We start from the raw sequence: 22250 nt of genomic DNA, 5'->3' as shown, positions 1-22250 counted from the left end.
GCCGCCGCCTCGACCCCGGCGCCGACCGTGCAGACCGAGCCGCTCGTCGTCGTGTCTTCGACGCCGGCCCCGACGGCCGCGCGCCCGACCGCCAGCGATCCCGACGGTCCGGTCGTCACGCGGCCCCAGCCGCTGGACTGACCCCAAGGTTTCGCGGTCCGGGACAGGTGACGAAGCGGTCCCGAGCCCCTACCTAGGGGCCATGACCGTTCCCGCCTCCCCGCCGCCCATCCTCGACGCCGCCGGCGTCGCCGCCGACGAAGCCCTGTCCATCCTGAAGACGGCCCTGACCGGCGCCGACGACGGCGAACTGTTTCTGGAGCGGTCCGAAAGCGAGAGCCTGGTGTTCGACGACGGGCGGCTGAAGTCCGCCGCCTATGACGCCACCGAGGGCTTCGGCCTGCGGGTCGTGGCGGGCGAGACCGCCGGATACGCCCACGCCAACGAAATCTCCGCCGCCGCCCTGCGCCGCGCCGCCGACAGCGCGGCGCTGGCCAAACAGGGCCACGAGGCCCGCGTCGCCGAAGGTCCGCGCGCCACCAATCAGAAACTGCATGGCGAGGTCGATCCCCTCGCCTCGCCCGCCTTCTCCGACAAGATCGCGCTGCTGGCCGAGATCGACGCCTGGGCGCGGGCGCGCGATCCGCGCGTGGTCCAGGTGTCCGCATCCCTGGTCGGAGAGCGCCGCGCCATCGAGATTCTGCGCGCCGACGACCGGGCCGTGCGCGATATCCGCCCCTTGGTGCGCCTGAACGTCTCCGTCACCGTCGAGCAGAACGGCAAGCGCGAAAGCGCCTCGTCCGGCGCAGGCGGCCGCGCGGGCTTCGAGGAATGGGTCGCGCCCGAACGCTGGCAGGCCCAGGTGGACGAGGCCCTGCGTCAGGCCCTGGTCAACCTCGACGCCATCGACTGTCCGGCGGGCGAGATGGATGTGGTTCTGGGCGCGGGCTGGCCCGGCGTTCTGCTGCACGAAGCCATCGGCCACGGCTTCGAGGGCGACTTCCACAGAAAGGGCTCGTCCGTCTTCAACGGCATGATGGGCCAGCGCGTCGCCGCCCCCGGCGTGACCGTGGTGGACGACGGCTCCATCGCCGGTCGTCGGGGCTCCCTGTCCGTGGACGACGAAGGCACCCCGACCTCGCGCACCGTCCTGATCGAGGACGGGATCATGGTAGGCCTGATGCACGACCGGCTGTCGGCGCGTCAGATGGGCGTGGCCGCCACCGGCAACGGCCGGCGCCAATCCTTCGCCCATATGCCGATGCCGCGCATGACCAACACCTTCATGGAGGGCGGCAAGGACTCCAAGGCCGACATGATCGCCAGTACGAAGCGCGGTCTCTACGCCGCCAACTTCTCGGGCGGTCAGGTGGACATCACCAACGGCAAGTTCGTGTTCCAGTGCAACGAGGCCTATCTGATCGAGGACGGGGTCATCACCGCCCCGGTGCGCGGCGCGACCCTGATCGGCGACGGAGCCACGGCCCTGACGAAGATCCAGATGATCGGCGACGACTTCGCTTTCGACCCCGGCGTCGGCGTCTGCGGCAAGGCCGGACAGGGCGTGCCCGTCGGCATCGGCCAGCCTTCGCTCAAGATCGGCGGCCTGACCGTCGGCGGCACGGCGGTCTGAACCAGCGGAACCGTAATGCGAGACCGTGTGTTTCCCCGCCATACTGGAGAGGAGCACACCCATGCCTACCGAACGCACCGTCGAACATCCTGATGGCCGGATCGAACGCATCACCGAGACCAACGCCGCCCCCACCACCGTCGTCGAACGTCGCGGCGGCAGCGGCATGGGCGCCATCGTCGCCCTGATCATCGGCCTGTTGGCCGTTCTGGTGATCGGCTACTTCCTAATGAACATGAACCGCAGCGACGCGGTGAAGGACAACGCCATCGCCGGTGCGGCCGAGAGCGTCGGCAATGCGGCCGACAACATCGGCAACGCCGCCCGCGACGCCGTTCCCGAACGCGCGCCGGCCAACTGATCGCCTGAGCTCAAGAAATCAGGGCTGGGGCGGGCGCCAATCGGGGCCCAGAGGCTCCAGCCCGTCCGCCGTCAGCCGATCCAGCACCCCGTTCGGCTCGGCCAACAATCTCAGCGGCGCGATGGCGACCGTGACGCCCGGCTCGGACAGGGCCTTGTCAGCGGCGGTGTTCCAGATTGCGCGGAGCCGCTGCCCCTCCCCCATCACCGTCCACAGAGAACAGGCCATCGACGCCTGCTCGAGCGGCGACGCCAGGACTGCCGGTATGCGCCGCATCCGCCAGTCCTGCGCGCGTCGAGCGCCGCTTTCAGGCCCCGCCTCCGCCGCCGTCGCCGCCGCCTCCATACAGGCCAGATACGCCTCGGGCGGCGTGGTCAGCACAGTGTCGATCAGTTCGTCGCCGCGATAGACGCCCACCGGCTCGGCCGCCTTCTTGTTGGCGCGGGCGGCGCGTCGAACGATCTCGGACACGGAGCGCGCGCGTTGCCCATAGCCGCCATGCTCCATCAGGTCCGCCGACAGCATCAGAAAGCTCTTTCGGCTGGGGCCCTCGCCGGTGATCCGTTCGACCCGCGCCTCCAGATCGGGCGACAGATAGTCGGCGCTGGTCCGTTCGTTGGGCAGGCGGGTCAGAGTGCGGATCCGCCAGATCACCCGCCCCAGGTCGGCCAGCGACGCCTGGCCCTGGACGGGAAACAGCACCCGGTCGGCTCGCTCCACAGCCGAGACCAGGGCGTCGGTCCGCCATTCCATGTCGCGCGGCAAACCTTCGATGGCGCCGACCAGGATCAGCACGCTGTCGCCGCGCCGCACCTCCCAGATCGGGCCCTCGACGCGGCGGGCGGTTACCACGATGTCCTCCACCACATCGGACGCGGCCGGCTGCTGCGCCGCCGCCGCGCCCGCAGACAGGGCGATCGCTGCGAGAATAGACAACAACAAGGAACAATATCGCCAGTTCATTGGCGCGATATAGGCCGTTCTACTGTCCACATTGTAATGAAATCCCTGTAATGATGTCGTCGATTTAATCCACCTTGCCGCCTTGTAACTGGAGATGAAGACGCCGGATCGGCACACCTCTCGCCAACAAACCGAGGGGAAGAACGATGACCAAGACCCTGCTGCTGGCCAGCACCGCCCTGCTCCTGACCGCCACCTCCGCCTTCGCCGGCGACGCGCCGCAGGTGGCCGAGGCGCCCGTGCCCACAGGCCCGACCAGCCAGGCGCCCCTGACCGACGCCGCCCAGCGCGGCGTGCTGGTCTTCACACCCGACTTTTTCGCGGCCCAGCGCCCGAACACCGCCCTGGACATGGTCAATCGCGTGCCGGGCTTCTCGGTCGACGACGGCTCGGGCGCACGAGGCTTCGAAGGCGCGGTCGGAAACGTCCTGATCAACAACAACCGCCCGGCGTCCAAGAACGATTCCGGCTCAAACGTTCTGAGCCGCACCCCCGCCGGCCAGGTCGAGCGTATCGAGTTGATCCGGGGCGGCGCCGCCGGCATCGACATGCAGGGCTTTTCGGTCGTGGTGAACGTGATCCTGAAAAAGGAGACCAGCCGCCAGTCGATCCTGACCTGGAACACCACCCAGTTTGAGGGCTCTGGCCAGGATCTCTACGGCGGCAGCTATCAGTTCACCGCCCGCAACGGCGACCGCAGCTGGGGCGTGACCCTGTCCGACGGGATCAGCATGAGCGATTCCAACGGGCCCGGCCGCACGATCCGCCGAAACGCCGCCGGCGTGGTGATCCGCGACGAGCAGACCGAGCAGGACGGCTACGGCGGCGGCAACGCGATCCGGGGCACCTACGCCGGTCCGTTGGCGGGGGGCAAGATCGACCTGACGGCCCGCTACGGCGTCAACGACTGGCATGGGCCGAACCTCAGCCGTTCGGCCACCACATTCCGCGAAAGCCTGGACGACCAGGATTCCAAGAGCGGCGAGTTCGGCGCCACCTGGACCCGCGCGCTAAGCCCGCGCTTCAACCTGGAAACCCGACTGATGCACGAGTTCGGCAGCTGGGACGGGCTGTCGACCTACAATGTGTTGACCAACGGCGTCGATGCGCCAGAGCAGCGTTTCGCCTATTCGGGCGACCGCTCCGAAACCATCCTGCGCGCCCTGGTGCGTCAGGAATGGTCGCCCAAGCTGACGGTCGAGACCGGCGGCGAGATCGCCTACAACATGCGCCAGACCGATCAGGCCTATAGCGAGGGCGGGGTCGCCATTCCCCTGCCCAGCGCGTCGGTCAAGGTCGAGGAAACGCGCGGCGAAGCCTTCTCGAAGGGCACCTGGCGGGTGGATTCGAATCTGACGCTGGAAGCCGGCCTGCGGCTGGAGACCTCCACCATCAGCCAATCGGGCGACGCCAACCAGGAAAAGAGCTTCTTCTTCGCCAAGCCGCGCCTTCTGGCCACCTGGACGCCGCGCCCCAACAACCAGTTGCGCCTGCGCTTCGAGCGCGAGGTCGGTCAGTTGGACTTCTCGGACTTCGCCGCCTCGGCCGATCTGAACTCCGAGAACGTCTATGGCGGAAACGTCAATCTGGTGCCCGAGCAGCGCTGGATCTCGGAACTGGCCTACGAGCGTCGCTTCTGGGGCGAGGGGATCGTCTCCATCGCCTATCGTCACGACCAGATCGTGGACGCCATCGACCGCATTCCCCTGGCGGACGGCCTGTCGGCGGTGGGCAACATCGGCGACGGCACGCTGGACCAGCTGTCGCTGAACGTCACCGTGCCCCTGACCAAGCTGGGCGTGCCCGGCGCGCGCTTCCGCTTCAAGAACGACTGGAACAAGACCTCCGTCACCGATCCGACGACGGGTCTGGAGCGGCCGATCTCGGGCGTCCGGGCGTCCCAGGCGAACGTCGGCTTCGAGCAGGACATCGCCAGCTGGAAACTGCAATGGGGCGTCAACTGGCTGCCCCATCTGGGCCAAGGCAACTATTCGCCGGACCAGGTGTCGAAGTGGCGAGGGGCGAACTATTTCGAGACCTTTGTGGAATACAAGCCCAGCCCGACCCTGTCGATCCGCACCCAGCTGAACGTCTGGAACGACTTCACCCAGACCCGCACCGTCTTCGCCGACCGTCAGACCCGCGCCGTCCTGTTCACCGAGGACAGCGAAGTCGACCCGCGCACCTTCGTCTCGATCCGGGTCCGCAAGACCTTCTGACCGTTCCGCCGAACAGCAAAAAGGGCGGCGTCCGCATGGACGCCGCCCTTTTTTTTGGTCGATCCGCTTAGAGGATCAGCCGACGGTGGAGGTGCGCGGGGCGGCGACGTTGCCGTCTTCCTGACCGCGATCGCTCAGCGCCGGACCGGGATGGTCGCCGCCATTATTGGCCCCATGCGACCAGCCCTTGATGAAGAAGCTGATCACGATGAAGGCGACGCCGATGCCCATGCCCCACATCCCCAACATGCCGAAGACGTCGAGCGAGGTCTGAAGCGCCAGACCGGGGTTCAGCACCTGGCCGCCCACCGTCTCGGTCCCCGCCAGGCCGGCGATCCAGCCCCCGACGTATTGGGCGATGGAGCTGGCCAGGAACCAGACCGCCATCATGAAGCTGACCACCTTGGCCATCGACAATTTGGTGATCTCGGACAGGCCCACCGGCGACAGGAACAGCTCGCCCGTCGTGTGGAACAGATACAGCAGGCCCAGCAGCAGCAGCGGCATCTGGAAGGCCGAGTTGGCCATGCCGGCGCCCCACACAACCACCATGAAGCCCAGACCGACCTGCAGCAGGCCCAGGCCGAACTTCATCGTCGGATTGGGGTCCAGGTTGCGCTTGGCCAGGAAGGCCCACAGCGCCGCCATGATCGGCGCGAAGATCAGGATGAAGCCGGCGTTGAACGACTGGGTCTGGGCGGCCGTGATGGTCGCGTCGATCCACATGCCGGTGGGCGTGATGCCCGCTGCGGCCAACTGCGCCGGCGTGCCCACCGTTATGCCCAGGAACTGGAAGGCGTGCGGCGTGATGCTGAGGTCCACGTTACGGTCGGCGAACAGGTTCAGCGAGGTGCCGGCCTGTTCGAACAGGGTGAAGAAGACCACCGAGCCGAAGATCAGCACCAGGGCCAGCATCATCCGCTCGCGCTGGGCCTTGCTCTCGCACACCTTGACGATGACGTAGAGGATGAACAGCAGCGAGGCGACGGTCGCGGCGCCCAGCACCCAGCCCACCAGGGCGTTGCGCTGAACCATGAACCAGACGACGCCGACACCCAGGATGCTGGCCAGATAGATCGACCATTCGCGGTTGATCGGGCCCAGAACAGGCTTCTTCAGATTGGCCTCCGCCGGCGGCTCGCCCTTGCCCTGCAGCAGCGGCTTGCCCAGCATGAAGACGATCCAGCCCAAGGCCATGCCGACGCCGGCCAGGCCGAAGCCCGCCCACCAGCCGACCGTCTGGCCCAGAAGGCCGCACAGGACGGCGGCCCAGAAGGCGCCCAGGTTGATGCCGTAGTAATAGAGGGTGAAGCCGGAATCCCGTCGCGGATCGCCCTGCGGATACAGCTGGCCCACGATGGTGGAGATGTTGGGCTTCAGGAAGCCGACGCCCATGATGATCAGCGACACCGCCAGATAGAAGACGTTCACGCCCGCCATGTCGCGGGTCGTCTCAATCTTGTAGTCGGCGGTCGGGATGACGGCTGGCAGGGTCGAGGTCGCCGGCAGGCCCTGGATGGCCAGGCCGTTCTCGGCGGGTTCGAACTTGTATTTCTGGCCGTTGACGACGATGGCGACGTCACGCGCCGCGCCGCGCCCTTCGGCGTCGATCTGATAGGTCTGGCCCGCATAGGTCAGGGTTTCCGTCGCCGGACGTCCCTCGAAGGCCATCATGCCGTGACCGGCGACCAGCAGCAGGGCGCCGAAGGCCACGGCCTTGCGCGTGCCGATGAAGCGGTCGGCCATGATGCCGCCCAGCAGCGGCAGCAGATAGACCAGCGAGGTGTAGGAGCCGTAGGTCGACCCCGCCATGGCGTCGTCGAACAGGAAGTGTTGCGTCAGGAAGAAGATCAGGATCCCGCGCATGCCGTAGTAGGAGAAGCGCTCCCACATTTCGGCGAAGAACAGGATGATCAGTCCGCGCGGGTGGTTCTTGAAGATCTGCATCATGACCGGCACGCCGGTCGCGAAGGTGATGATCAGCCCCAGGGCGACGACGATATTCATACCGCCACCCCGCATCGAAGACCGTTAACGCAGCGCGTAAGTCGCGCGCCCCCCATGTCCGTTTGTGTCAACGGCTCACTCCTGACTGCTGCGCCCTCACCGACGCACGAAAGGCGCATAAGCAGCACGGTCGGGAAATCCGAACAAGTGTTAAGGCCGTTATGGGACAGCGTGCCGCGAGCCGCGCCTCGGAAATGCAACCTATGGTGATTACCTCTGGCGCCGTGTCTGCATTGGACGGAGGCGAAGAAGATCACGGTTTCATTTTGGGAAGGACCGTCCCATGGCTGTGCGGCCGATCGTCAGATCCGATCACGAGGCCCTGAACCGGCTGCACCGCGAGGTGGGCTGGCCCGAGCGGTCGCCTGCGGGCTGGCGCTGGCTGGAAAGCAATCCGGCGCGCCAAGACCTCGACGCGCCTGCAGGTTGGGTGGTGGCGGACGACGACGACCAGCCGGCGGCCATGTTGGGCAACTTCGTCCAGCGGTTCCAGCATGGAGCGCGCAGCCTTTACGGCGCGACGGGTTTTTCGATCATCGTGCCGCCTAGCCGCAAGGGCGCCAGCCGGCCGCTGATCCGGGCCTTCCTGAAACAGCCGGACCTGTTCGCCCGCTACACCTTCAACGCCAATGCGCGTTCGGCGCCGCTGTATGGACTGTTCGGCCTCAAGCCCTGGCCCGATCAGACCCATGCCCTGAAGCTGTCGTGGACCACCGACCGACTGGCTTGCGCCCAGGGACGGGTGTTGCGGGCGCTTCTCGGCCGCGTCTCGGCCGAGACGGCGGCCCGGTTGGGCGAGCGGCTGATGAATCGCCGGGTGTTCGGTCGCCGTGACCTGGACCTGCCGGCGGGCGTCACGGTGCTGCGCGACCTGTCAGACGCCTCGGCCTACGGCGACTTCTGGTCACGGCTGGCCAAGGAGGATCGGCTGCTGGCGGATCGCAGTCCAGCCACCTTGCGCTGGCGTCTGTCCGATCCCGACCTGACCCTGCCGCCGATCATGCTGACCTGCCTGCGCGGCGGCGCCGTGGTCGGCCTGGCCATGGCGCAGATCACCAAGACCAGTCTGATCGAACCGCCGTGTCTGGACATCGTCGATCTGATCGCGCTGGAGACGGACCAGGACGCCCTGCCGCTTCTGACGCGAGCCCTGATCGCCAATGCGCGCGGCCTGGGGGCGGCGAAGGTGCGACTGCCGATGACGACGCCGCGCCTGCTGGCGGCCTTGGGCGATCTGGCGCAGACCGCCCGGCGCGAAGGCGGCTGGGGTCATTGTCACGCCATCGTGGACGATCCGGCGCTGGCCGCCGCCTGGGCGCCCACGCCGTTCGACGGGGACTACGGCATCTGTTCGCGCAATCCGCCGTCGCCGGTCGTGCGCCGACGTTCAGCCGTCGCGGCCGCGCCACGCGGCCGGGAGGCGAAAGCCTGATCAGCCGTTCGGCCGGGCCTTCAGCGCGTCGCGGATTTCGATCAGCAACGATTCCGTCGCCGTCGGGGCGGCGGGCGCCGGATCGGGCTTGGCCGCTTCCTGACGACGCATCTTGTTGATCAGCTTCACCATCATGAAGATGACGAAGGCCACGATCACGAACTGGATCAGCACATTGATGAAGGCGCCGTATTCAATGACGGCAGGCTCGCCGGTCGGATTGGTCGGATTGGTCGGCAGGGTGATCTTCAGATCGGCGAAGTCGATCCCGCCGATCAGCCAGCCGATGGGCGGCATGATCACCTGATCGACCAGGCTGGTGACGATCTTGCCGAACGCGCCGCCGATGATCACGCCGACCGCCAGGTCGACGACATTGCCCTTGACCGCGAACTCGCGGAATTCAGACAGAAGCCCCATTCGTTATCCCCTTCCTGTTTGGATTGATCGGCTCAGGCGTCGCCCGAGGCGTTCAGACGCTCGCGCAGCTCCTTGCCGCTCTTGAAGAAGGGCACGGCCTTGGCGGGGACCTCGACGGCCTCGCCGGTGCGGGGATTGCGGCCCGCGCGCGCCGGTCGCGAGCGCACCGACAGGGCGCCGAAACCGCGCAGCTCGACCCGCCCGCCGTCGGACAGGGCCGTGGTCATGGTGTTCAGGATGGCGTTGACCAGCCGCTCCACCTCCGCATGGGTCAGGTGGGTGTTCTCCATGGCCAGCTTTTCGATCAGCTCGGACTTGATCATCGGCGTCCCCGGTCAGGTCGTAGGGACGGGCCGTCTCGCCCGCCTCGGTCCAGATGAAGCACCCTAACGCCCGACTGACGTTCGAAAAAGCCCTTATCGGACAAGGAGGGGCGTCGGGGCCAGAAATACGTCCGCTATCGCACACAAACCAGGGCCGGAAAGAAAAAGGGCGGCGGGATCGCGCCCGCCGCCCTTCCGTCTTGTATCGCTGACGGCAAGCGCGCGGCGCTCCGCCACTCGGGCGAAGCGCCTGACGTTCTTCGGACGAGCGCTTACTCCTTGGAGCCGGCGTTCTTCAGCGCGGCGCCCAGGATGTCGCCCAGCGAAGCGCCCGAATCGGACGATCCGAACTGTTCGATGGCTTCCTGTTCGTCCTTCATTTCCAGCGCCTTGATCGACACCGAGATGCGGCGCGAGGCCTTGTCCACGGCGGTGATCATGGCGTCGACGCGGTCGCCGACCGAGAAACGCTCGGGGCGCTGCTCGTTGCGGTCGCGCGACAGGTCGGACTTGCGCACGAACGAGGTGACCGGCGCGTCGTCTTCACCGAACTTGACCTCGATGCCGCCCGACTCGATCGCCGTCACGGTGACGGTGACCTGCTGGCCGCGGCGATAGGTGTCGCCCTCGCCGATCGGATCGCCGCCCAGCTGCTTGATGCCCAGCGAGACGCGTTCCTTCTCGACGTCGACGTCCAGGACCTTGGCCTTGACCATTTCGCCCTTGCGGTAACGCTGGATGGCTTCTTCGCCCGACACCGACCAGTCCAGGTCGGACAGGTGGACCATGCCGTCGATGTCGTTGTCCAGGCCGATGAACAGGCCGAACTCGGTGGCGTTCTTGACTTCGCCCTCGACGGTCGAGCCGATCGGGTGGTTGGCGACGAAGGCGTCCCACGGATTGTCCTGAGCCTGCTTCAGGCCCAGCGAGATGCGGCGCTTGGAGGCGTCGACATCCAGAACCACGACGTCGACTTCCTGCGAGGTCGAGACGATCTTGCCGGGGTGGACGTTCTTCTTGGTCCAGGACATTTCCGAGACGTGCACCAGGCCCTCGACACCGGCTTCCAGCTCCACGAAGGCGCCGTAGTCGGTGATGTTGGTGATGCGGCCCGTGTATTTGGCGCCGACCGGGTACTTGGCTTCCACGCCGTCCCAGGGGTCGGACTGCAGTTGCTTCATGCCCAGCGAGATACGCTGGGTGTCCGGGTTGATCTTGACGATCTGGACCTTGACGGTGTCGCCGACGGCCAGCACCTGCGACGGGTGCGAGACGCGCTTCCACGACATGTCGGTGACGTGCAGCAGGCCGTCGATGCCGCCCAGGTCGACGAAGGCGCCGTAGTCGGTGATGTTCTTGACCACGCCTTCGCGGATTTCACCCTCTTGCAGCTGGCCGACCAGCTCGGTGCGCTGTTCGGCGCGGGCTTCTTCCAGGATGGCGCGACGCGAGACGACGATGTTGCCGCGCGGACGGTCCATCTTCAGGATGGCGAAGGGCTGTTCCTTGCCCATCAGCGGACCGACGTCGCGGACCGGACGGATGTCGACTTGCGAACCGGGCAGGAAGGCCGAGGCGCCGCCCAGATCGACGGTGAAGCCGCCCTTGACGCGGCCGACGATGGCGCCGTTGACCGGCTGGCCTTCGGCGAACACGACTTCCAGACGGGTCCAGGCTTCTTCGCGACGGGCCTTGTCGCGGCTGATTACGGCTTCGCCCAGGGCGTTCTCGACGCGCTCAAGGTAAACCTCGACGTTGTCGCCGACCTTGGGCAGCTTGCCGTCTTCGCCCTGGCCGAATTCGCGCATGGCGATGCGGCCTTCGGTCTTCAGACCGACGTCGATGATGACGATGTCTTTTTCGATGCCGACGACGCGGCCGTGAACGACCTGGCCTTCGCCGAAGTCGCGGCCCGACAGTTGTTCGTCGAGCAGGGCGGCGAAATCGTCGCGGGTGGGGGTAAGGGTGTCAGTCATGGAGCTGAAAAGCATCCTGGGGGCTGAAGGCGCGCGACCCTTGGGGTCCCGCACGGGTGAACGCTTCTCGAACGGCGAAACGCCGCGCGTGAAACGATGGGAAAAGGATTTAGTCAGGTCGTCAGGATGCGAGGCCGTTCAGAAACGATCAGGACGCCCGCGGAAGCCGAGGATGGCGCGTTGGATTTGCAAACCGGCCTAAAGACCATGTTTCGCGCGCGCCGCCTCGACGATACGGCGGGCCGCATCGAAGGCGGCCTCTATACCCATGTCGGTCGTATCCAGCAAGACCGCGTCTTCGGCCTGCACCATCGGCGCCGATCCGCGCCCTGCGTCCCGGTCGTCACGGCGCTGGATATCGGCCAGCATGTCTTCAAAACTGATGTCGATGCCCCGCGCGGTCAGTTGTTTCCAGCGGCGGCCGGCGCGGACCTGGGGCGTGGCGGTGACGAACAGCTTGGCCGGCGCATCGGGGGCGATCACCGTGCCGATGTCGCGGCCGTCCAGCACCGCCCCGCCCGCCTGGGCCGCAAAGGCCTGCTGCAGTTCCAGCAGGGCCGCGCGGACGCCGCCGAAGCGGGCGACGCGGCTGGCCGCCTCCCCCGCCTCGCCCGTCGTCAGGTTTTCGTCGTCCGCCAGATCGGAGGCGTCCAGCCCCCGCGCCGCCTGCGTCGCCGCCGCCTCGTCGTCCAGGGACCCGCCCTCGGCCAAAAGACGCGCGCCTACGGCCCGGTACAGCAAGCCGGTGTCCAGATGCGGCAGGCCATAGGTCTGGGCCAGGCGGGCGGCGATGGTGCCCTTGCCCGAGGCGGCCGGGCCGTCGACGGCGATGATCAGGGTCAAACAGGTCTCCGCAGCGCGTGGCGCAATCAAACTTCATCCCGAACGCACGAGAGGGCGCACCAGATAGCGAGGATCAGGTCCGCAATCCAGCCGCGCGGCTCAATCGGCCTTCAGCCGCGCCGTCCGAACAGGCCGCGCAGGGCGATGGCCGCCAGCAGGACCGCCATGCCCGCGCCGACGACGATGGCCGTCATATAGAAGACGATCAGGCTCCAGAAGATCATCGGGCGCTGGATCAGATAGACGTCCGGTCCTTTTCGGTTGTTCAGCATGCCGACATCCAGCCCATGCAGAACCTCGCGCGCGCCGATCACGCAGCCCCAGCCGATCAGCCCTGCGATCGCCAGGGTCACCAGCGCGCCGAACCATCCCCGCCCCCTCAGGTCCAATCCCTCCAGCGCGCCAGAACCAGAACCGCGAACGCCGCCAGGCCCAGCCAGATAACGGACGCCGCTGCATTCAGGACCAGGGTCGAATAGTAGAAGACATCGCCGTCCGCCCGCAGATGAACGGCGCCATGCTTGCCCCTGACCGCGCCCGTCGTTGCGCCCCGCCAGACGGTCAAGCCGGTCCATGCGGCGCCGCCCAGACAGGCCAGAAGCGCCAGAACCGCAAGGCCGCGATGGAAGGCCTCGCGCACCCGCATCAGTCGATCCGGCCGCCCAGCCCGTTCATCATCTGGAGGAAACCGGGGAAGCTGGTGGCGATCATCTCGGGGTCCAGCACCGACACCGGCTGTTCGGCGGCCAGACCCAGGACCAGATGGCTCATGGCGATGCGGTGATCGTGGGCGGTGGCGACGGTCGCCCCGCCGCGAACATGACCGCCCGTGACCAGGAAGCCTTCCGGCTCTTCCTCGACCTGAACGCCGCAGGCGCGCAGTCCCTCGACCATCAGCGAGATCCGGTCGCTTTCCTTGACCCGCATCTCGCCCACGCCGCGCATGACGGTGACGCCGTCTGCGAAGGCCGCCGTCGCCGCCAGGATCGGATATTCGTCGATCATCGAGGCCGCGCGCTCTTCCGGCACGACCACGCCCTTCAATTGAGAATAGCGGGCGGTGATGTCGCCCACATCCTCGCCGCCCGCCTGACGCCGGTTATTGATGGTCAGGTCGGCGCCCATTTCGATCCAGGTGTCGAACAGGCCGGTGCGCAGGGGGTTCAGCATCACGCCTTCGACCGTCACCTCCGAGCCCGGCACGATCAGACCGGCCGCCAGAGGGAAGGCGGCGGACGACGGATCGCCCGGCACCGCCACATGGGCGGCCTTCAGCGGCTGCCCGCCCTTCAGCGTGATCTTCCAGCCCTGGCCCTGCTCTTCGACCACCACCTCGGCGCCGAAGGCCCGCAGCATCCGCTCGGAGTGGTCGCGGCTCTTTTCCGGCTCGGTGACCGTGGTGACCCCCTCGGCGTTCAGACCCGCCAGCAGGATGGCCGACTTGATCTGGGCCGAGGCCACCGTCTGCACATAGTCGACGCCCTTCAGCGCGCCGCCGGTCAGGGCCACCGGCACCCGATCCTCGGCCGCCAGCCAGTCGAACCGCGCGCCCATCTCGGCCAGAGGCCCGGTCACCCGCTTCATCGGCCGCTTGCGGAGGCTGGCGTCGCCGTCGAAGGTCGCCGTCAGCGGATAGCCCGCCGCCGCTCCCATCAGCAGACGCACGCCCGTTCCGGCGTTGCCGCAGTCGATCACCGACGAAGGCGTGGTGAACCCGCCCGCGCCCTCGATGCGCCATTGGCCCTCGCCGGTGCGCTCGACCTTGGCGCCGAAGGCTTCGACGGCGCGGCCGGTCGCCAGAACATCGTCGCCCTCAAGCAGACCCTCGACCGTGGTCACGCCCGCGGCCATTCCGCCGAAGATCATCGCCCGGTGCGACATGGATTTGTCGCCCGGCGCACGGACCTTTCCAGCCAGGGCGGCGGCGCGTCTTGCGGTCAGTTGGGAAGGCATGGTCACCCGCTTCAGGCTGCGATGTCGGAAGGGCCGCGCGGGCGGCGCGAAAGACAGCTTTTGACAGCGGCCCTAAGGGGTGGCAAGGGACCGCCCCGAATTCAACCCGTTGAAAGTGTCCCCCGTGGCCAATCCCGAACTGGGCGCCAAACAGGTCTGCCCCAACTGTCAGGCGAAATTCTACGACCTGAACCGCCGTCCCGCCCACTGCCCCAAGTGCGGCACGGACTTCGATCCTGAAGAGGCGATGAAGCTGCGCAGCCGCCGCGCCCGTCCCGGCTATCCGGCCGACGACGAGGACACCGAAGATCAGGTCAAGACCAAGTCGGCCGACGGCGACGACGACGAGGACGACAACGAAACCTCCACGCCGGAAATCGACGAGGAAGGTCATGAGCCGATCCTGACGCCCGACGACGACGACGATTCCCCCGCCGACGCCTCGGAAGAGCCCGGCATGGGATCGACGGACGGCGACGACGACGACCTGATGGCCGACGACGACGACTCAGTCCCCTTCATCGAGGACGAGGACGACGACTCCATCGACGACGAAATCGCCAAGCCGTCGCGCGACGACGACTAGGTTCGGCTGGGCCGGTCGCGCTTGCCGCGACCGGGGCCAGATTTTTGTTGCGCCCGCCGCGTTTGTCGCTAGAGAAGCGCGGCGGGACAGCAGAACTTTCAAGCCTTTCGGTTTGAAAAACCTGCGTATTTTCACCTTTGGGAATGCGGTGAAAATAAATCTCGAAACGGGCTTGATCGTAGAAAAAGCCTGACATAGTTTCCGCCGCCTCGCCGGGGGCCATCGCAAGATGAACCGGGCGATCCAGACCGCAAGGTCCGGGGCTTTAGCTCAGTTGGTAGAGCGCTTGCATGGCATGCAAGAGGTCAGCGGTTCGACTCCGCTAAGCTCCACCAAATTTTCAAGGGGTTAGCTGTCATGCAGCTAACCCCTTTTGCTTTTGGGGTAGCACCGGGGTAGCAAACGACGTTATTTCAAATCGCTGACCCGGGCTCGCTTCGGACGGCGGTTGCAGGCGTTTTCAGGCCCTGCCAGCGTGTTTGGCCCTGCCCCGCCCGCGCGTTGGTTCTGCATCGAGGCTCACGAAGGTCGGGCAGGTCATCGGCCGCCCCATCGAGGCTAGACCCTTGCTTTCCCGCCTGGCTCCCGGTCTCTGTGGCTCGATGGCAAAATACGATCCGTTGCGCGACTGTCTGCGCAAACAGAAGCTCGCAGAGTTCGAACTGTCCTTCGCCGAGAGCGCAAAATCGGCTACATGTTGCCCAACAGCGCCAGCCAGCCCCAGTGGCGGGCGAACACCGCCGTTCCGGATAAGCGCTACGTCCAGCACAAGGCCTGGGGAGAGGCCGGTTATGACGCCTATCTGATCGCCGGTTCCGACCGCGTGCGCTTCAGCCGCAAGGCCTCGCCACCCGCCGATCATCCCCCGAAGTCGAACGCGATCTGATTCGGGGATACCCCTCTTTGGCGCGAACGGGATCCCGAGGTTCCAGGCGCAGGCGCGGCTTCGGGCCTCTTCAGGGCTGGGCAGAGTTGTTCAGCCTCTTTATTGGGCGCCGGCTTCACCCCGGGCGACGCCTCAAGCGTCCTCCGTCCAGCCGATTGCCTAGGCGCCCGCGAGGCCTTCCATCGGTCCAGATCGCTTTGCCACCATCCGACCCTCCCCAACGACACCTGTACGGGCGGCGGGAAATCTCCCGCCTTCTGCATCCGCCAGGCCGTGGTTCGACTCAGCCCCGTAATGTCCTTGACGCGCGGCCAGGCCAGAAGCCGGTCGTTCGGTCCGCCGGCGCGCGACGGCGTCTCCGCTTGCTCGTCTCGAGTTAGTCTGTCCATGACACCGCCTCATCCGCACGACGCTCGAACAGCTCCGCAAGAAGACGGGCGTCATGGGCGGCGTCTATCGGATCGCGCTGCTCCCAGGTCAGGATCACAGTCTTTAGCGCGAAGCTGACGGTCGGATCCGCCAGCAGATTCGCCACGCTGGGCATTTGATTGACCGGCCTGCTCATCGCCGCCTCGCCGCCGGGGGAGCCGCAGCTCTCAGGTCGGTGATCTGCGACCGGGCCCAGCTCTTGAGAACTTCGGTCGGATAGAGCGGCTTGCCGCGGACATGCCGGCAGGGCGGTCCATTTCCACCCATCGACCACAGCCGGGCGAGCGTCCCCGGCTTCAAATGGATACCGTAGCGTTCGAGGAAGGCGGAGGCCTCGGACCGCGTCAGCAGCGGGCCCGTATCCTCGGGCTCATGGGGTGGAGGATCGAGCGGCTTGGCGGTCATGGATCGCTCCGCCGCGGCCGGCAGTCATCGGCGTTACGTGCGCCCCGACCGGCAGTGAGCGCGAGATAGCAGTCGATGACCGTCGCTACATAGGCCCGAGTCTCGGCGATATCGGGGACACGTCCAAGCCGCTCCACCCGCGCCGGTCCGGCATTATAGGCCGCCAGGGCCAGCCTCAGATCCCCGAAGCGAAGTATCTGACTCGCGAGATAATCGGCCCCGCCCCGCAGGTTTTCCGAAGGATCGAACCGGTCGCGAACGCCCAGGTCATTTGCCGTTCCCGGCATCAACTGGGTCAGACCGCCCGCCCCGGCCGGTGATCGCGCCGAGGGATTGTAGGCGCTTTCGACGATCACTACAGCGTGGAGCAACTTCGGATCGAGCGCATGCAGGGACGCCGCCTCGTCGATCATCGCTGAATAGGGTTGGTCGAGATCGGGGAGCCTCGGCGTCGGATCGCGGTGGGACGGGATCGCCTGTAGCGGAGCCCGACCGAACAGATCTCCGCCCGCCGCCCTCCAGTCCACCTGTCTCTGGGATGTCTGGCCCGACGCCTGTCCGTCCATCGCACAGAGGGCCAGACAGGCCGCAAGCGCGGCTCTGCGAGACTGGATCACCATGTCAGAACCTTTTTGAAAACGCCTTCCACCTGATCGTCATGGACCGGCCCGAAATAGCGGCTGTCGAAACTCGAGGGCGTGTCGCCCAGAAGGAAGAGTTCGCCCGGACCGAGGCGACGGCAGCCCGGCCAGGCCGCAAGTATGACGCCTTGCCGATCCTCGCGCCGGACCCGCACGATCCGGCCGGGCAGAACCATATGATCATCGACGGCGCAGACCTGGTCTCCAGCCGTCGCGGCGACGCGTTTGATCAGCCGCACATCGGCGGGCATGCCCAGATTCCCGAGATAGGCCCTGACCGAGGCCGGCTGAGACACGGCCACGATGGAGCCGGGCTCGGGCGGCTTGCCGAACGCCCGAATGTAGACCCCCTTGGGGAGGCTCGGGCTCTCGTTCACCAGGACGGCGGCAGGAGCCCGATCGGCGATCAGCCGCGCCCTCACCGCCATCAGTTCGTCCTCCGTCGAGGATTCGAGATCCGGGCCACGGAACCGGAAGCCGGTCGTGAAGGACCCATCCTTGTTGAGCACCACGCCCGGAGCCACCAGGGCGGCCCAAGGCAGATGGTCGGCAAGGGCGGCCGGACGGCGACGATGCTCTTCCAGAAAGCGCATGCTCAGGCGTCCAGATGACCCGGCAGCGCCAGGTGACGCCTCAGGACATCGAAGAACCGACGATCGCTGCGAGCCGCCCACAGGCCGATCGCATGGGCGAGCGCCCACCACAGCAGGCCGAGCCACCAGATCCTGAGCGCCAGACCCAGCACCATGGCGATCGTCCCCATGGCGATGGCGTATTCGCGCGGCATGCCGGCCATCAGGACCGGTTCGGTGAGGGCCTGGGCGACGGGAAGCTCCCAGCCGTCGGGATGCGGCTCCATCACCCGATCTCCGCGCCGCCGGCGAAGCCGAAGAAGTCGAGGAAGAAGGTCGAGGCGGCGAAGGCGATGGACAGGCCGAACAGGATGCCGAGCCCTCGCCGCATGGAAGAGCCGTTCTCGCTCATGGCGATCCCGGCGCCGAAAATCACCACGGCGACGACGGCGGCGGCCTGGACGACCGGCCCGGTGATGGACTGGACCACCTGCTGCAGCGGACCTTCCCAGGGCATGCCCGATCCGCCTGCGAAGGCGGGACCGGCGCTCAGCAGGCCGCACGAAACCGTCGCGCCGACGAGGCGGAGCCTGAATATCCCACGCATGATTTGCTTCCCGTGTTCAACGCGTCTCGACGCGATGCAACCCATTGCAAGCAAATTTATCCACAGGCTGTCAACGTTGACTGTTATTATTTTTCAATAACTTAGATACGACTTTCAATGATGTCGGAGCAACTCGGTCTGCAAGTCGTCCTGACTTGCCGTTCACCAGACGCCACCCCCGCACGCCGACTTTTCGAGACTTGCGATAAACGCCCGGCGCGCCGGGTTTTTCGCCCTTTCGCCGCATTCGTGTCTCCGGTCGTAACGGCCTTGCGACCTTTCAGCGTGGCGTGTGCTCGCCACATTGCGCCCGCCGCATCGTTCCAACTTCCAAAGCCGCGACACGCATCAGAACGGCTTCGGCGCTTTGAAAGAGCGCGACTGTCCGCCCTTTGATCGCTTGCGTATCGGGGCAAGGCCCTTGCCGCCGCCGAGGCCGCAGGTTTGAGAACGGCGCGAAAAACTAAAAATCACACAGCACAAAAGACTAAAACTTGATCGGCGCGAAAAACTAAAAACCGCGCGACGCAATAAACTAAATATGATACCTGTCGGGTCAGGAGGCGCAGGCCATGGCCGTACCAAACGAGAAACTCGCCGCAGCGCTGGAAAGCCTGAAGGCTTTGCAGGACGGCGGCCGCACCGCGATCCGCTCCAGCGACCTAAGCCGCACCGTGAGGGAGCGCCTGGTCAAGAACGGCTTCCTGCAGCCGGTCATCAAGGGCTGGTATGTGCCCACGATGCCGGAGGGCGCCCCCGGCGAAACCACCGCCTGGTACACCGCCTTCTGGCGTTTCAGCCGGGATTATCTGGAGGAACGGTTCGGCGCGGACTGGTCCTTGACCGCCGAACAGTCCCTGATCCTGCATGCGGGCGTCTTCACCGTCCCTCGCCAACTGCTCGTGCGCGCGCCCGGCGCGAACAACCAGTCCACCGCACTTCTGCATGGCACATCCATTTTCGAGAGCGGTCTCGCCCTGCCCCCGGCGGACGATCGCATCCAGCTCCACGGCCTGAGACTGTATACGGTCGCCGCCGCGCTCGTGTCGGTTCCTGCCGGCTTCTTCGAGACCTACCCCACGGAAGCGCGCACGGTGCTGTCCATCCAGCCGGACGCTTCGGCGGTCCTCGTCCATCTTTTGCGGGGCGGTCATTCCACCGTCGCCGGACGGCTGGCCGGAGCCTTCCGCAATATCGGACGAGACCGCGAGGCCGACGCCATCCTGGCCGGAATGGCGGCCGCGGACCATGCCGTCAGGGAGGTTGATCCTTTCACGGACCAGCGCCCCCGAATCCCCTATCGACGCGACACCTCGCCCTATGTCCAGCGCCTCCGGCTCCTGTGGGCGCGCATGCGCGAGGACGTCTTCGGCCGCTTGCCGACCGAGCGGCGACACGCCAACGCCATCGACGACTATCTGCGAGAGGTCGACGCCCTCTATGTCGCAGACGCCTATCACTCCCTGTCGATCGAGGGATATCGCGTCAGCCCCGCCCTGATCGATCGGGTGCGTTCAGGGCAATGGAACCCGCAGGCCAATGCCGAGGATCGTGATCTGGAGTCGGGCCTGGCGGCGAGCGGCTACTGGCAGGCCTTCCAGGCCGTCCGGAACAGCGTCCGGGATGTGCTGGCCGGCCAGAACCCCGGCGACGTCGTCGACCGGGACCATCCGATCTGGTATCGCGAAATGTTCACGCCGAAGATCGCGGCGGGCCTGCTCAAGCCCGAGAACCTCGCAGGTTACCGAAACGGCCCCGTCTATCTGCGCGGTTCGCGGCACGTGCCGCTCAACGCAGACGCCGTCCGTGACGCGATGCCGACCTTCTTCGACCTGTTGCGCGAAGAGGCGGATCCCGCGGCGCGCATCGTCCTGGGGCATTTCATCTATGTCTACATCCATCCGTATTTCGACGGGAACGGACGCACGGGCCGCTTCCTCATGAACGTCATGATGGCCGCCGCCGGCTATCCCTGGACGGTCATCCCCGTCGAGGAACGGGACCGATATATGGCCGCCCTGGAGGCCGCGAGCGTGGACCAGGACATCCGCCCGTTCGCCGACTTCATCGCCGACCGGATTCGGCAGGCCCGCGACGTTCGAACGCCGGCCCGCTGACCGCCACCTGAAGCGATCCATAAGGACGCCTTGCGGACCGTCACGCGGTCCTGGTCGATCACCGCATCCGCCGGATCGCCCGCCGCTCTCCCCCTCAGGACCGGCTTGAGGTTCGGCTTACAGAGACCGCACCGCGTAGCCTCCGTTCTCGATCCCCTCCACGGCGAGGATCGCTTCAACCCGACGACCGGAGGCGGTTCTGCGGATCTGGACGATGACGTCCACCGCCTGTCCGATGGCGCGTTGAGGCACGATCGCGGCGACCTCCGAAACCAGGTCCTCGACCCGCCGAAGCGCGTCCTCGGCCGAGTTGGCATGGATCGTCGACAATCCGCCGGGATGTCCGGTGTTCCAGCTCTTGAGGGTTTCCAAGGCTGCCGCGCCGTCGCGCATCTCCCCGACGACGATCCGGTCGGGCCGCATCCGCAAGGCGTCCCGGACCAGGTCCGCCACCCCGATCGGCCGAGGCGAGCGCCGCGTCAGCACCGACACCGTATCCCAGGCCGAGCACTGGAGCTCGGGCGTATCCTCGATCAGGAAGACCCGATCGCCCGCAAAGGCCGGTTCCGCCAGGAGCGCATTGGCCAGGGTCGTCTTGCCCGATCCGGTCCCGCCCGAGATCAGCACGTTGCGCCGTTCGACGACGGCGGTCTTCAGACGCTCGGCCTGAGCCGAGGTCATCACGCCGTCGCGCACATAGTCGTCCAGGGTCCAGACTGTTTCAGGGCGTTTGCGAATGGAAAAGGTCGGCGCGAGGGCCACGGGCGGCAGGAGTCCCTGGAACCGTTCGCCGCTCCCGGGCAGCACCCCGGCCAGACGGGGGTCATCCCGCGTCACGGGCTCGCCCACATAGTCCGCCACAAGGCGGATGACCCGCTCACGCGCCTCGCGGGTGAGCACGGCGCCCGTGTCCGCCCGGCCCGAGCCGGCGCGATCCAGAATGAGGCGACCGTCGGGGTTGGCGAGGATTTCGACCACGCCGGGATCGCCGAGCGCCGAGATCACCGTCTCGCCGAGGGCATGCCGCAGGGCCTCGAGCTTGCGTTCGGCGACGAGGGGACAGAGCTCCATCTCAGGCCGCCCCGCCCAAGGCGCCGCCCGGATCGCCGATCGGCGCGCCGGCCTCGTTCCGGCTGCGCCCCGCCACGATTCGCGCCGCCGTGGCGTCGAGCAGGGTTTCGATCCGACGGTCGACGGCGGCCTGAACGGTCGGATCCTGATCGACATAGGCGTCCGGCAGACGCAGGAAGAAGGCCCGCGCCACCTCGATCAGGAGTTCCTGGACGATCTGCATGTCTCTCGCCGTGGACCGCATATGGCCCGCCGTTGGCGACGCCGGGCGTGAAGACGATGTTCAGGCCCTGAACGGTCGCCGTGCCGAACGCGGGCTGACGGGTGATGCGCAAGGCCTGGAACGGGCCGCCGACCAAGGACGCGGTCGGCGACACGGTCAGCGTTCCGCTGGAGGCGATGCTGACCGACAGATCCGGCGCCTTGCCCGCGACCTGGAAGGTGAAGGTCGCCGGCGCGGAATCTCCACCCGGACCGGAGGCCACGACGGTCACGGTGTCCGTGCCGATGAAGTTGGCCGCAGGCGTATAGACCAGCTGGAATGTCTCCTTCGTCGGCGATCCGGCCGCTCTAGACCCAACCGACTGCGCCGTCGTCATGGATCCCGACGACGTGATCACGCCCGACCCAAACCGAGCGTCGACGGTCACGCGATAGGCATCCGTCACCCCTTGCGTGCTGGCGCCCAGATCGACCGAGATCGGCGTCGTGCCGCCGCCGCTTGCAGGCGGGACGACGATCGGAGCCGGAGGCGTGACGGCGGGCGGCGCCGGCGTCGCCACCGTCAGCGACACGGTCGCGGCGCT

At 66.8% G+C, this 22250-nt stretch carries 26 protein-coding genes, 1 tRNA gene and 1 pseudogene; 9 read left to right on the top strand and 19 right to left on the bottom strand.

What is annotated here, in order from left to right:
• Positions 1-202 precede the first annotated feature (202 nt).
• Positions 203-1633 carry a metalloprotease TldD gene (gene tldD, locus RTU05_RS10340; protein WP_312597999.1) on the top strand — a complete coding sequence of 477 codons (1431 nt, stop codon included), beginning with the start codon at positions 203-205 and terminating at the stop codon, positions 1631-1633.
• A 61-nt stretch (positions 1634-1694) separates the two neighbouring features.
• Positions 1695-1994, top strand: a complete 300-nt coding sequence (locus RTU05_RS10335) for a hypothetical protein (RefSeq protein WP_312597997.1) — start codon at positions 1695-1697, stop codon at positions 1992-1994.
• A gap of 18 nt (positions 1995-2012) precedes the next feature.
• Here RTU05_RS10335 and RTU05_RS10330 read toward each other — a convergent pair whose 3' ends face one another.
• Entirely contained in the window at positions 2013-2930 is a 918-nt protein-coding gene (locus RTU05_RS10330) for a TraB/GumN family protein (RefSeq protein WP_312597995.1), read from the bottom strand.
• A 173-nt stretch (positions 2931-3103) separates the two neighbouring features.
• Between RTU05_RS10330 and RTU05_RS10325 the strand changes: the two genes are divergently transcribed.
• Positions 3104-5176 (top strand): TonB-dependent receptor domain-containing protein, encoded by a 2073-nt coding sequence (locus RTU05_RS10325; protein ID WP_312597993.1) that lies wholly within the window; start codon positions 3104-3106, stop codon positions 5174-5176.
• 75 nt (positions 5177-5251) lie between these two features.
• Here RTU05_RS10325 and RTU05_RS10320 read toward each other — a convergent pair whose 3' ends face one another.
• Complete coding sequence (locus RTU05_RS10320; RefSeq protein ID WP_312597991.1) at positions 5252-7183, bottom strand: oligopeptide:H+ symporter; 1932 nt, start codon at positions 7181-7183, stop codon at positions 5252-5254.
• A 283-nt stretch (positions 7184-7466) separates the two neighbouring features.
• Between RTU05_RS10320 and RTU05_RS10315 the strand changes: the two genes are divergently transcribed.
• Positions 7467-8615: an N-acetyltransferase gene (locus tag RTU05_RS10315; RefSeq protein WP_312597989.1), complete on the top strand. Its 1149-nt coding sequence runs from the start codon at positions 7467-7469 to the stop codon at positions 8613-8615.
• Here RTU05_RS10315 and mscL read toward each other — a convergent pair whose 3' ends face one another.
• The 7 genes from mscL to aroA form a co-directional block, all read right to left on the bottom strand.
• Positions 8616-9035 (bottom strand): large-conductance mechanosensitive channel protein MscL, encoded by a 420-nt coding sequence (gene mscL, locus RTU05_RS10310; protein WP_312597987.1) that lies wholly within the window; start codon positions 9033-9035, stop codon positions 8616-8618.
• Between the two features lie 32 nt (positions 9036-9067).
• Complete coding sequence (locus RTU05_RS10305) at positions 9068-9358, bottom strand: integration host factor subunit beta (protein WP_248117935.1); 291 nt, start codon at positions 9356-9358, stop codon at positions 9068-9070.
• 272 nt (positions 9359-9630) lie between these two features.
• Positions 9631-11334, bottom strand: a complete 1704-nt coding sequence (gene rpsA, locus RTU05_RS10300; RefSeq protein WP_248117937.1) for a 30S ribosomal protein S1 — start codon at positions 11332-11334, stop codon at positions 9631-9633.
• 198 nt (positions 11335-11532) lie between these two features.
• The gene (gene cmk / locus RTU05_RS10295) at positions 11533-12177 is read right to left on the bottom strand and encodes a (d)CMP kinase (protein WP_312597984.1); all 645 of its coding nucleotides are present in this window, start codon (positions 12175-12177) and stop codon (positions 11533-11535) included.
• A gap of 110 nt (positions 12178-12287) precedes the next feature.
• Positions 12288-12530: a hypothetical protein gene (locus tag RTU05_RS10290; protein WP_312597981.1), complete on the bottom strand. Its 243-nt coding sequence runs from the start codon at positions 12528-12530 to the stop codon at positions 12288-12290.
• 26 nt (positions 12531-12556) lie between these two features.
• Positions 12557-12823, bottom strand: coding sequence for a hypothetical protein (locus RTU05_RS10285; RefSeq protein ID WP_312597980.1), 267 nt, complete (start codon positions 12821-12823; stop codon positions 12557-12559).
• Positions 12823-14130, bottom strand: coding sequence for a 3-phosphoshikimate 1-carboxyvinyltransferase (gene aroA, locus RTU05_RS10280; RefSeq protein WP_312597978.1), 1308 nt, complete (start codon positions 14128-14130; stop codon positions 12823-12825). Before aroA ends, RTU05_RS10285 begins: the two co-directional genes overlap by 1 nt.
• 124 nt (positions 14131-14254) lie before the next feature.
• Here aroA and RTU05_RS10275 point away from each other — a divergent pair, with 124 nt between their 5' ends.
• The 3 genes from RTU05_RS10275 to RTU05_RS10265 all read left to right on the top strand — a co-directional run bounded on the left by RTU05_RS10275 (position 14255) and on the right by RTU05_RS10265 (position 15602).
• A complete protein-coding gene (locus tag RTU05_RS10275; RefSeq protein ID WP_312598003.1) occupies positions 14255-14716 on the top strand; it encodes a TIGR02300 family protein in 462 nt (153 codons plus the stop codon).
• Positions 14717-14975: 259 nt separating this feature from the next.
• A tRNA-Ala gene (locus RTU05_RS10270) sits at positions 14976-15051 on the top strand.
• 359 nt (positions 15052-15410) lie between these two features.
• On the top strand, positions 15411-15602 hold the full coding sequence (locus RTU05_RS10265) for a hypothetical protein (protein WP_312597976.1): 192 nt from the start codon (positions 15411-15413) through the stop codon (positions 15600-15602).
• On the opposite strand, the gene RTU05_RS10260 is transcribed toward RTU05_RS10265, so the two are convergent.
• The 8 genes and pseudogenes from RTU05_RS10260 to RTU05_RS10225 all read right to left on the bottom strand — a co-directional run bounded on the left by RTU05_RS10260 (position 15575) and on the right by RTU05_RS10225 (position 18256).
• Positions 15575-15991 (bottom strand): AlpA family phage regulatory protein, encoded by a 417-nt coding sequence (locus RTU05_RS10260; RefSeq protein ID WP_312597974.1) that lies wholly within the window; start codon positions 15989-15991, stop codon positions 15575-15577. The genes RTU05_RS10265 and RTU05_RS10260 overlap by 28 nt on opposite strands.
• Positions 15979-16137 carry a hypothetical protein gene (locus RTU05_RS10255; RefSeq protein WP_312597972.1) on the bottom strand — a complete coding sequence of 53 codons (159 nt, stop codon included), beginning with the start codon at positions 16135-16137 and terminating at the stop codon, positions 15979-15981. The genes RTU05_RS10260 and RTU05_RS10255 overlap by 13 nt, the downstream gene beginning before the upstream one ends.
• Before the next feature lie 26 nt (positions 16138-16163).
• Positions 16164-16436, bottom strand: coding sequence for a hypothetical protein (locus tag RTU05_RS10250; protein ID WP_312597970.1), 273 nt, complete (start codon positions 16434-16436; stop codon positions 16164-16166).
• Positions 16433-17056 carry a lytic transglycosylase domain-containing protein gene (locus tag RTU05_RS10245; RefSeq protein ID WP_312597968.1) on the bottom strand — a complete coding sequence of 208 codons (624 nt, stop codon included), beginning with the start codon at positions 17054-17056 and terminating at the stop codon, positions 16433-16435. The genes RTU05_RS10250 and RTU05_RS10245 overlap by 4 nt, the downstream gene beginning before the upstream one ends.
• Positions 17050-17505, bottom strand: coding sequence for a S26 family signal peptidase (locus tag RTU05_RS10240; protein ID WP_312598001.1), 456 nt, complete (start codon positions 17503-17505; stop codon positions 17050-17052). The genes RTU05_RS10245 and RTU05_RS10240 overlap by 7 nt, the downstream gene beginning before the upstream one ends.
• Positions 17485-17670: pseudogene (locus RTU05_RS10235) on the bottom strand (hypothetical protein); the annotation flags it as partial. The pseudogene RTU05_RS10235 and the gene RTU05_RS10240, both read right to left, overlap by 21 nt.
• A gap of 2 nt (positions 17671-17672) precedes the next feature.
• Positions 17673-17936, bottom strand: a complete 264-nt coding sequence (locus RTU05_RS10230; protein WP_312597966.1) for a VirB3 family type IV secretion system protein — start codon at positions 17934-17936, stop codon at positions 17673-17675.
• Positions 17936-18256 carry a TrbC/VirB2 family protein gene (locus RTU05_RS10225; RefSeq protein WP_312597964.1) on the bottom strand — a complete coding sequence of 107 codons (321 nt, stop codon included), beginning with the start codon at positions 18254-18256 and terminating at the stop codon, positions 17936-17938. The genes RTU05_RS10230 and RTU05_RS10225 overlap by 1 nt, the downstream gene beginning before the upstream one ends.
• 572 nt (positions 18257-18828) lie before the next feature.
• Between RTU05_RS10225 and RTU05_RS10220 the strand changes: the two genes are divergently transcribed.
• Entirely contained in the window at positions 18829-20373 is a 1545-nt protein-coding gene (locus RTU05_RS10220) for a Fic family protein (protein ID WP_312597962.1), read from the top strand.
• A 117-nt stretch (positions 20374-20490) separates the two neighbouring features.
• Here RTU05_RS10220 and trbB read toward each other — a convergent pair whose 3' ends face one another.
• Positions 20491-21444: a P-type conjugative transfer ATPase TrbB gene (gene trbB, locus RTU05_RS10215; protein ID WP_312597960.1), complete on the bottom strand. Its 954-nt coding sequence runs from the start codon at positions 21442-21444 to the stop codon at positions 20491-20493.
• A gap of 1 nt (position 21445) precedes the next feature.
• Positions 21446-21667, bottom strand: a complete 222-nt coding sequence (locus tag RTU05_RS10210; protein ID WP_312597958.1) for a hypothetical protein — start codon at positions 21665-21667, stop codon at positions 21446-21448.
• A 101-nt stretch (positions 21668-21768) separates the two neighbouring features.
• On the opposite strand from RTU05_RS10210, the gene RTU05_RS10205 reads away from it, so the two are divergent.
• A complete protein-coding gene (locus tag RTU05_RS10205; RefSeq protein WP_312597956.1) occupies positions 21769-21975 on the top strand; it encodes a hypothetical protein in 207 nt (68 codons plus the stop codon).
• Positions 21976-22250 lie beyond the last annotated feature (275 nt).

This window comes from Brevundimonas sp. (assembly GCF_032017145.1).
Taxonomy (GTDB): domain Bacteria; phylum Pseudomonadota; class Alphaproteobacteria; order Caulobacterales; family Caulobacteraceae; genus Brevundimonas.
The sequence above is the reverse complement of the archived record's forward strand: the minus strand, read 5'-3'. Positions and strand labels throughout refer to the sequence as shown.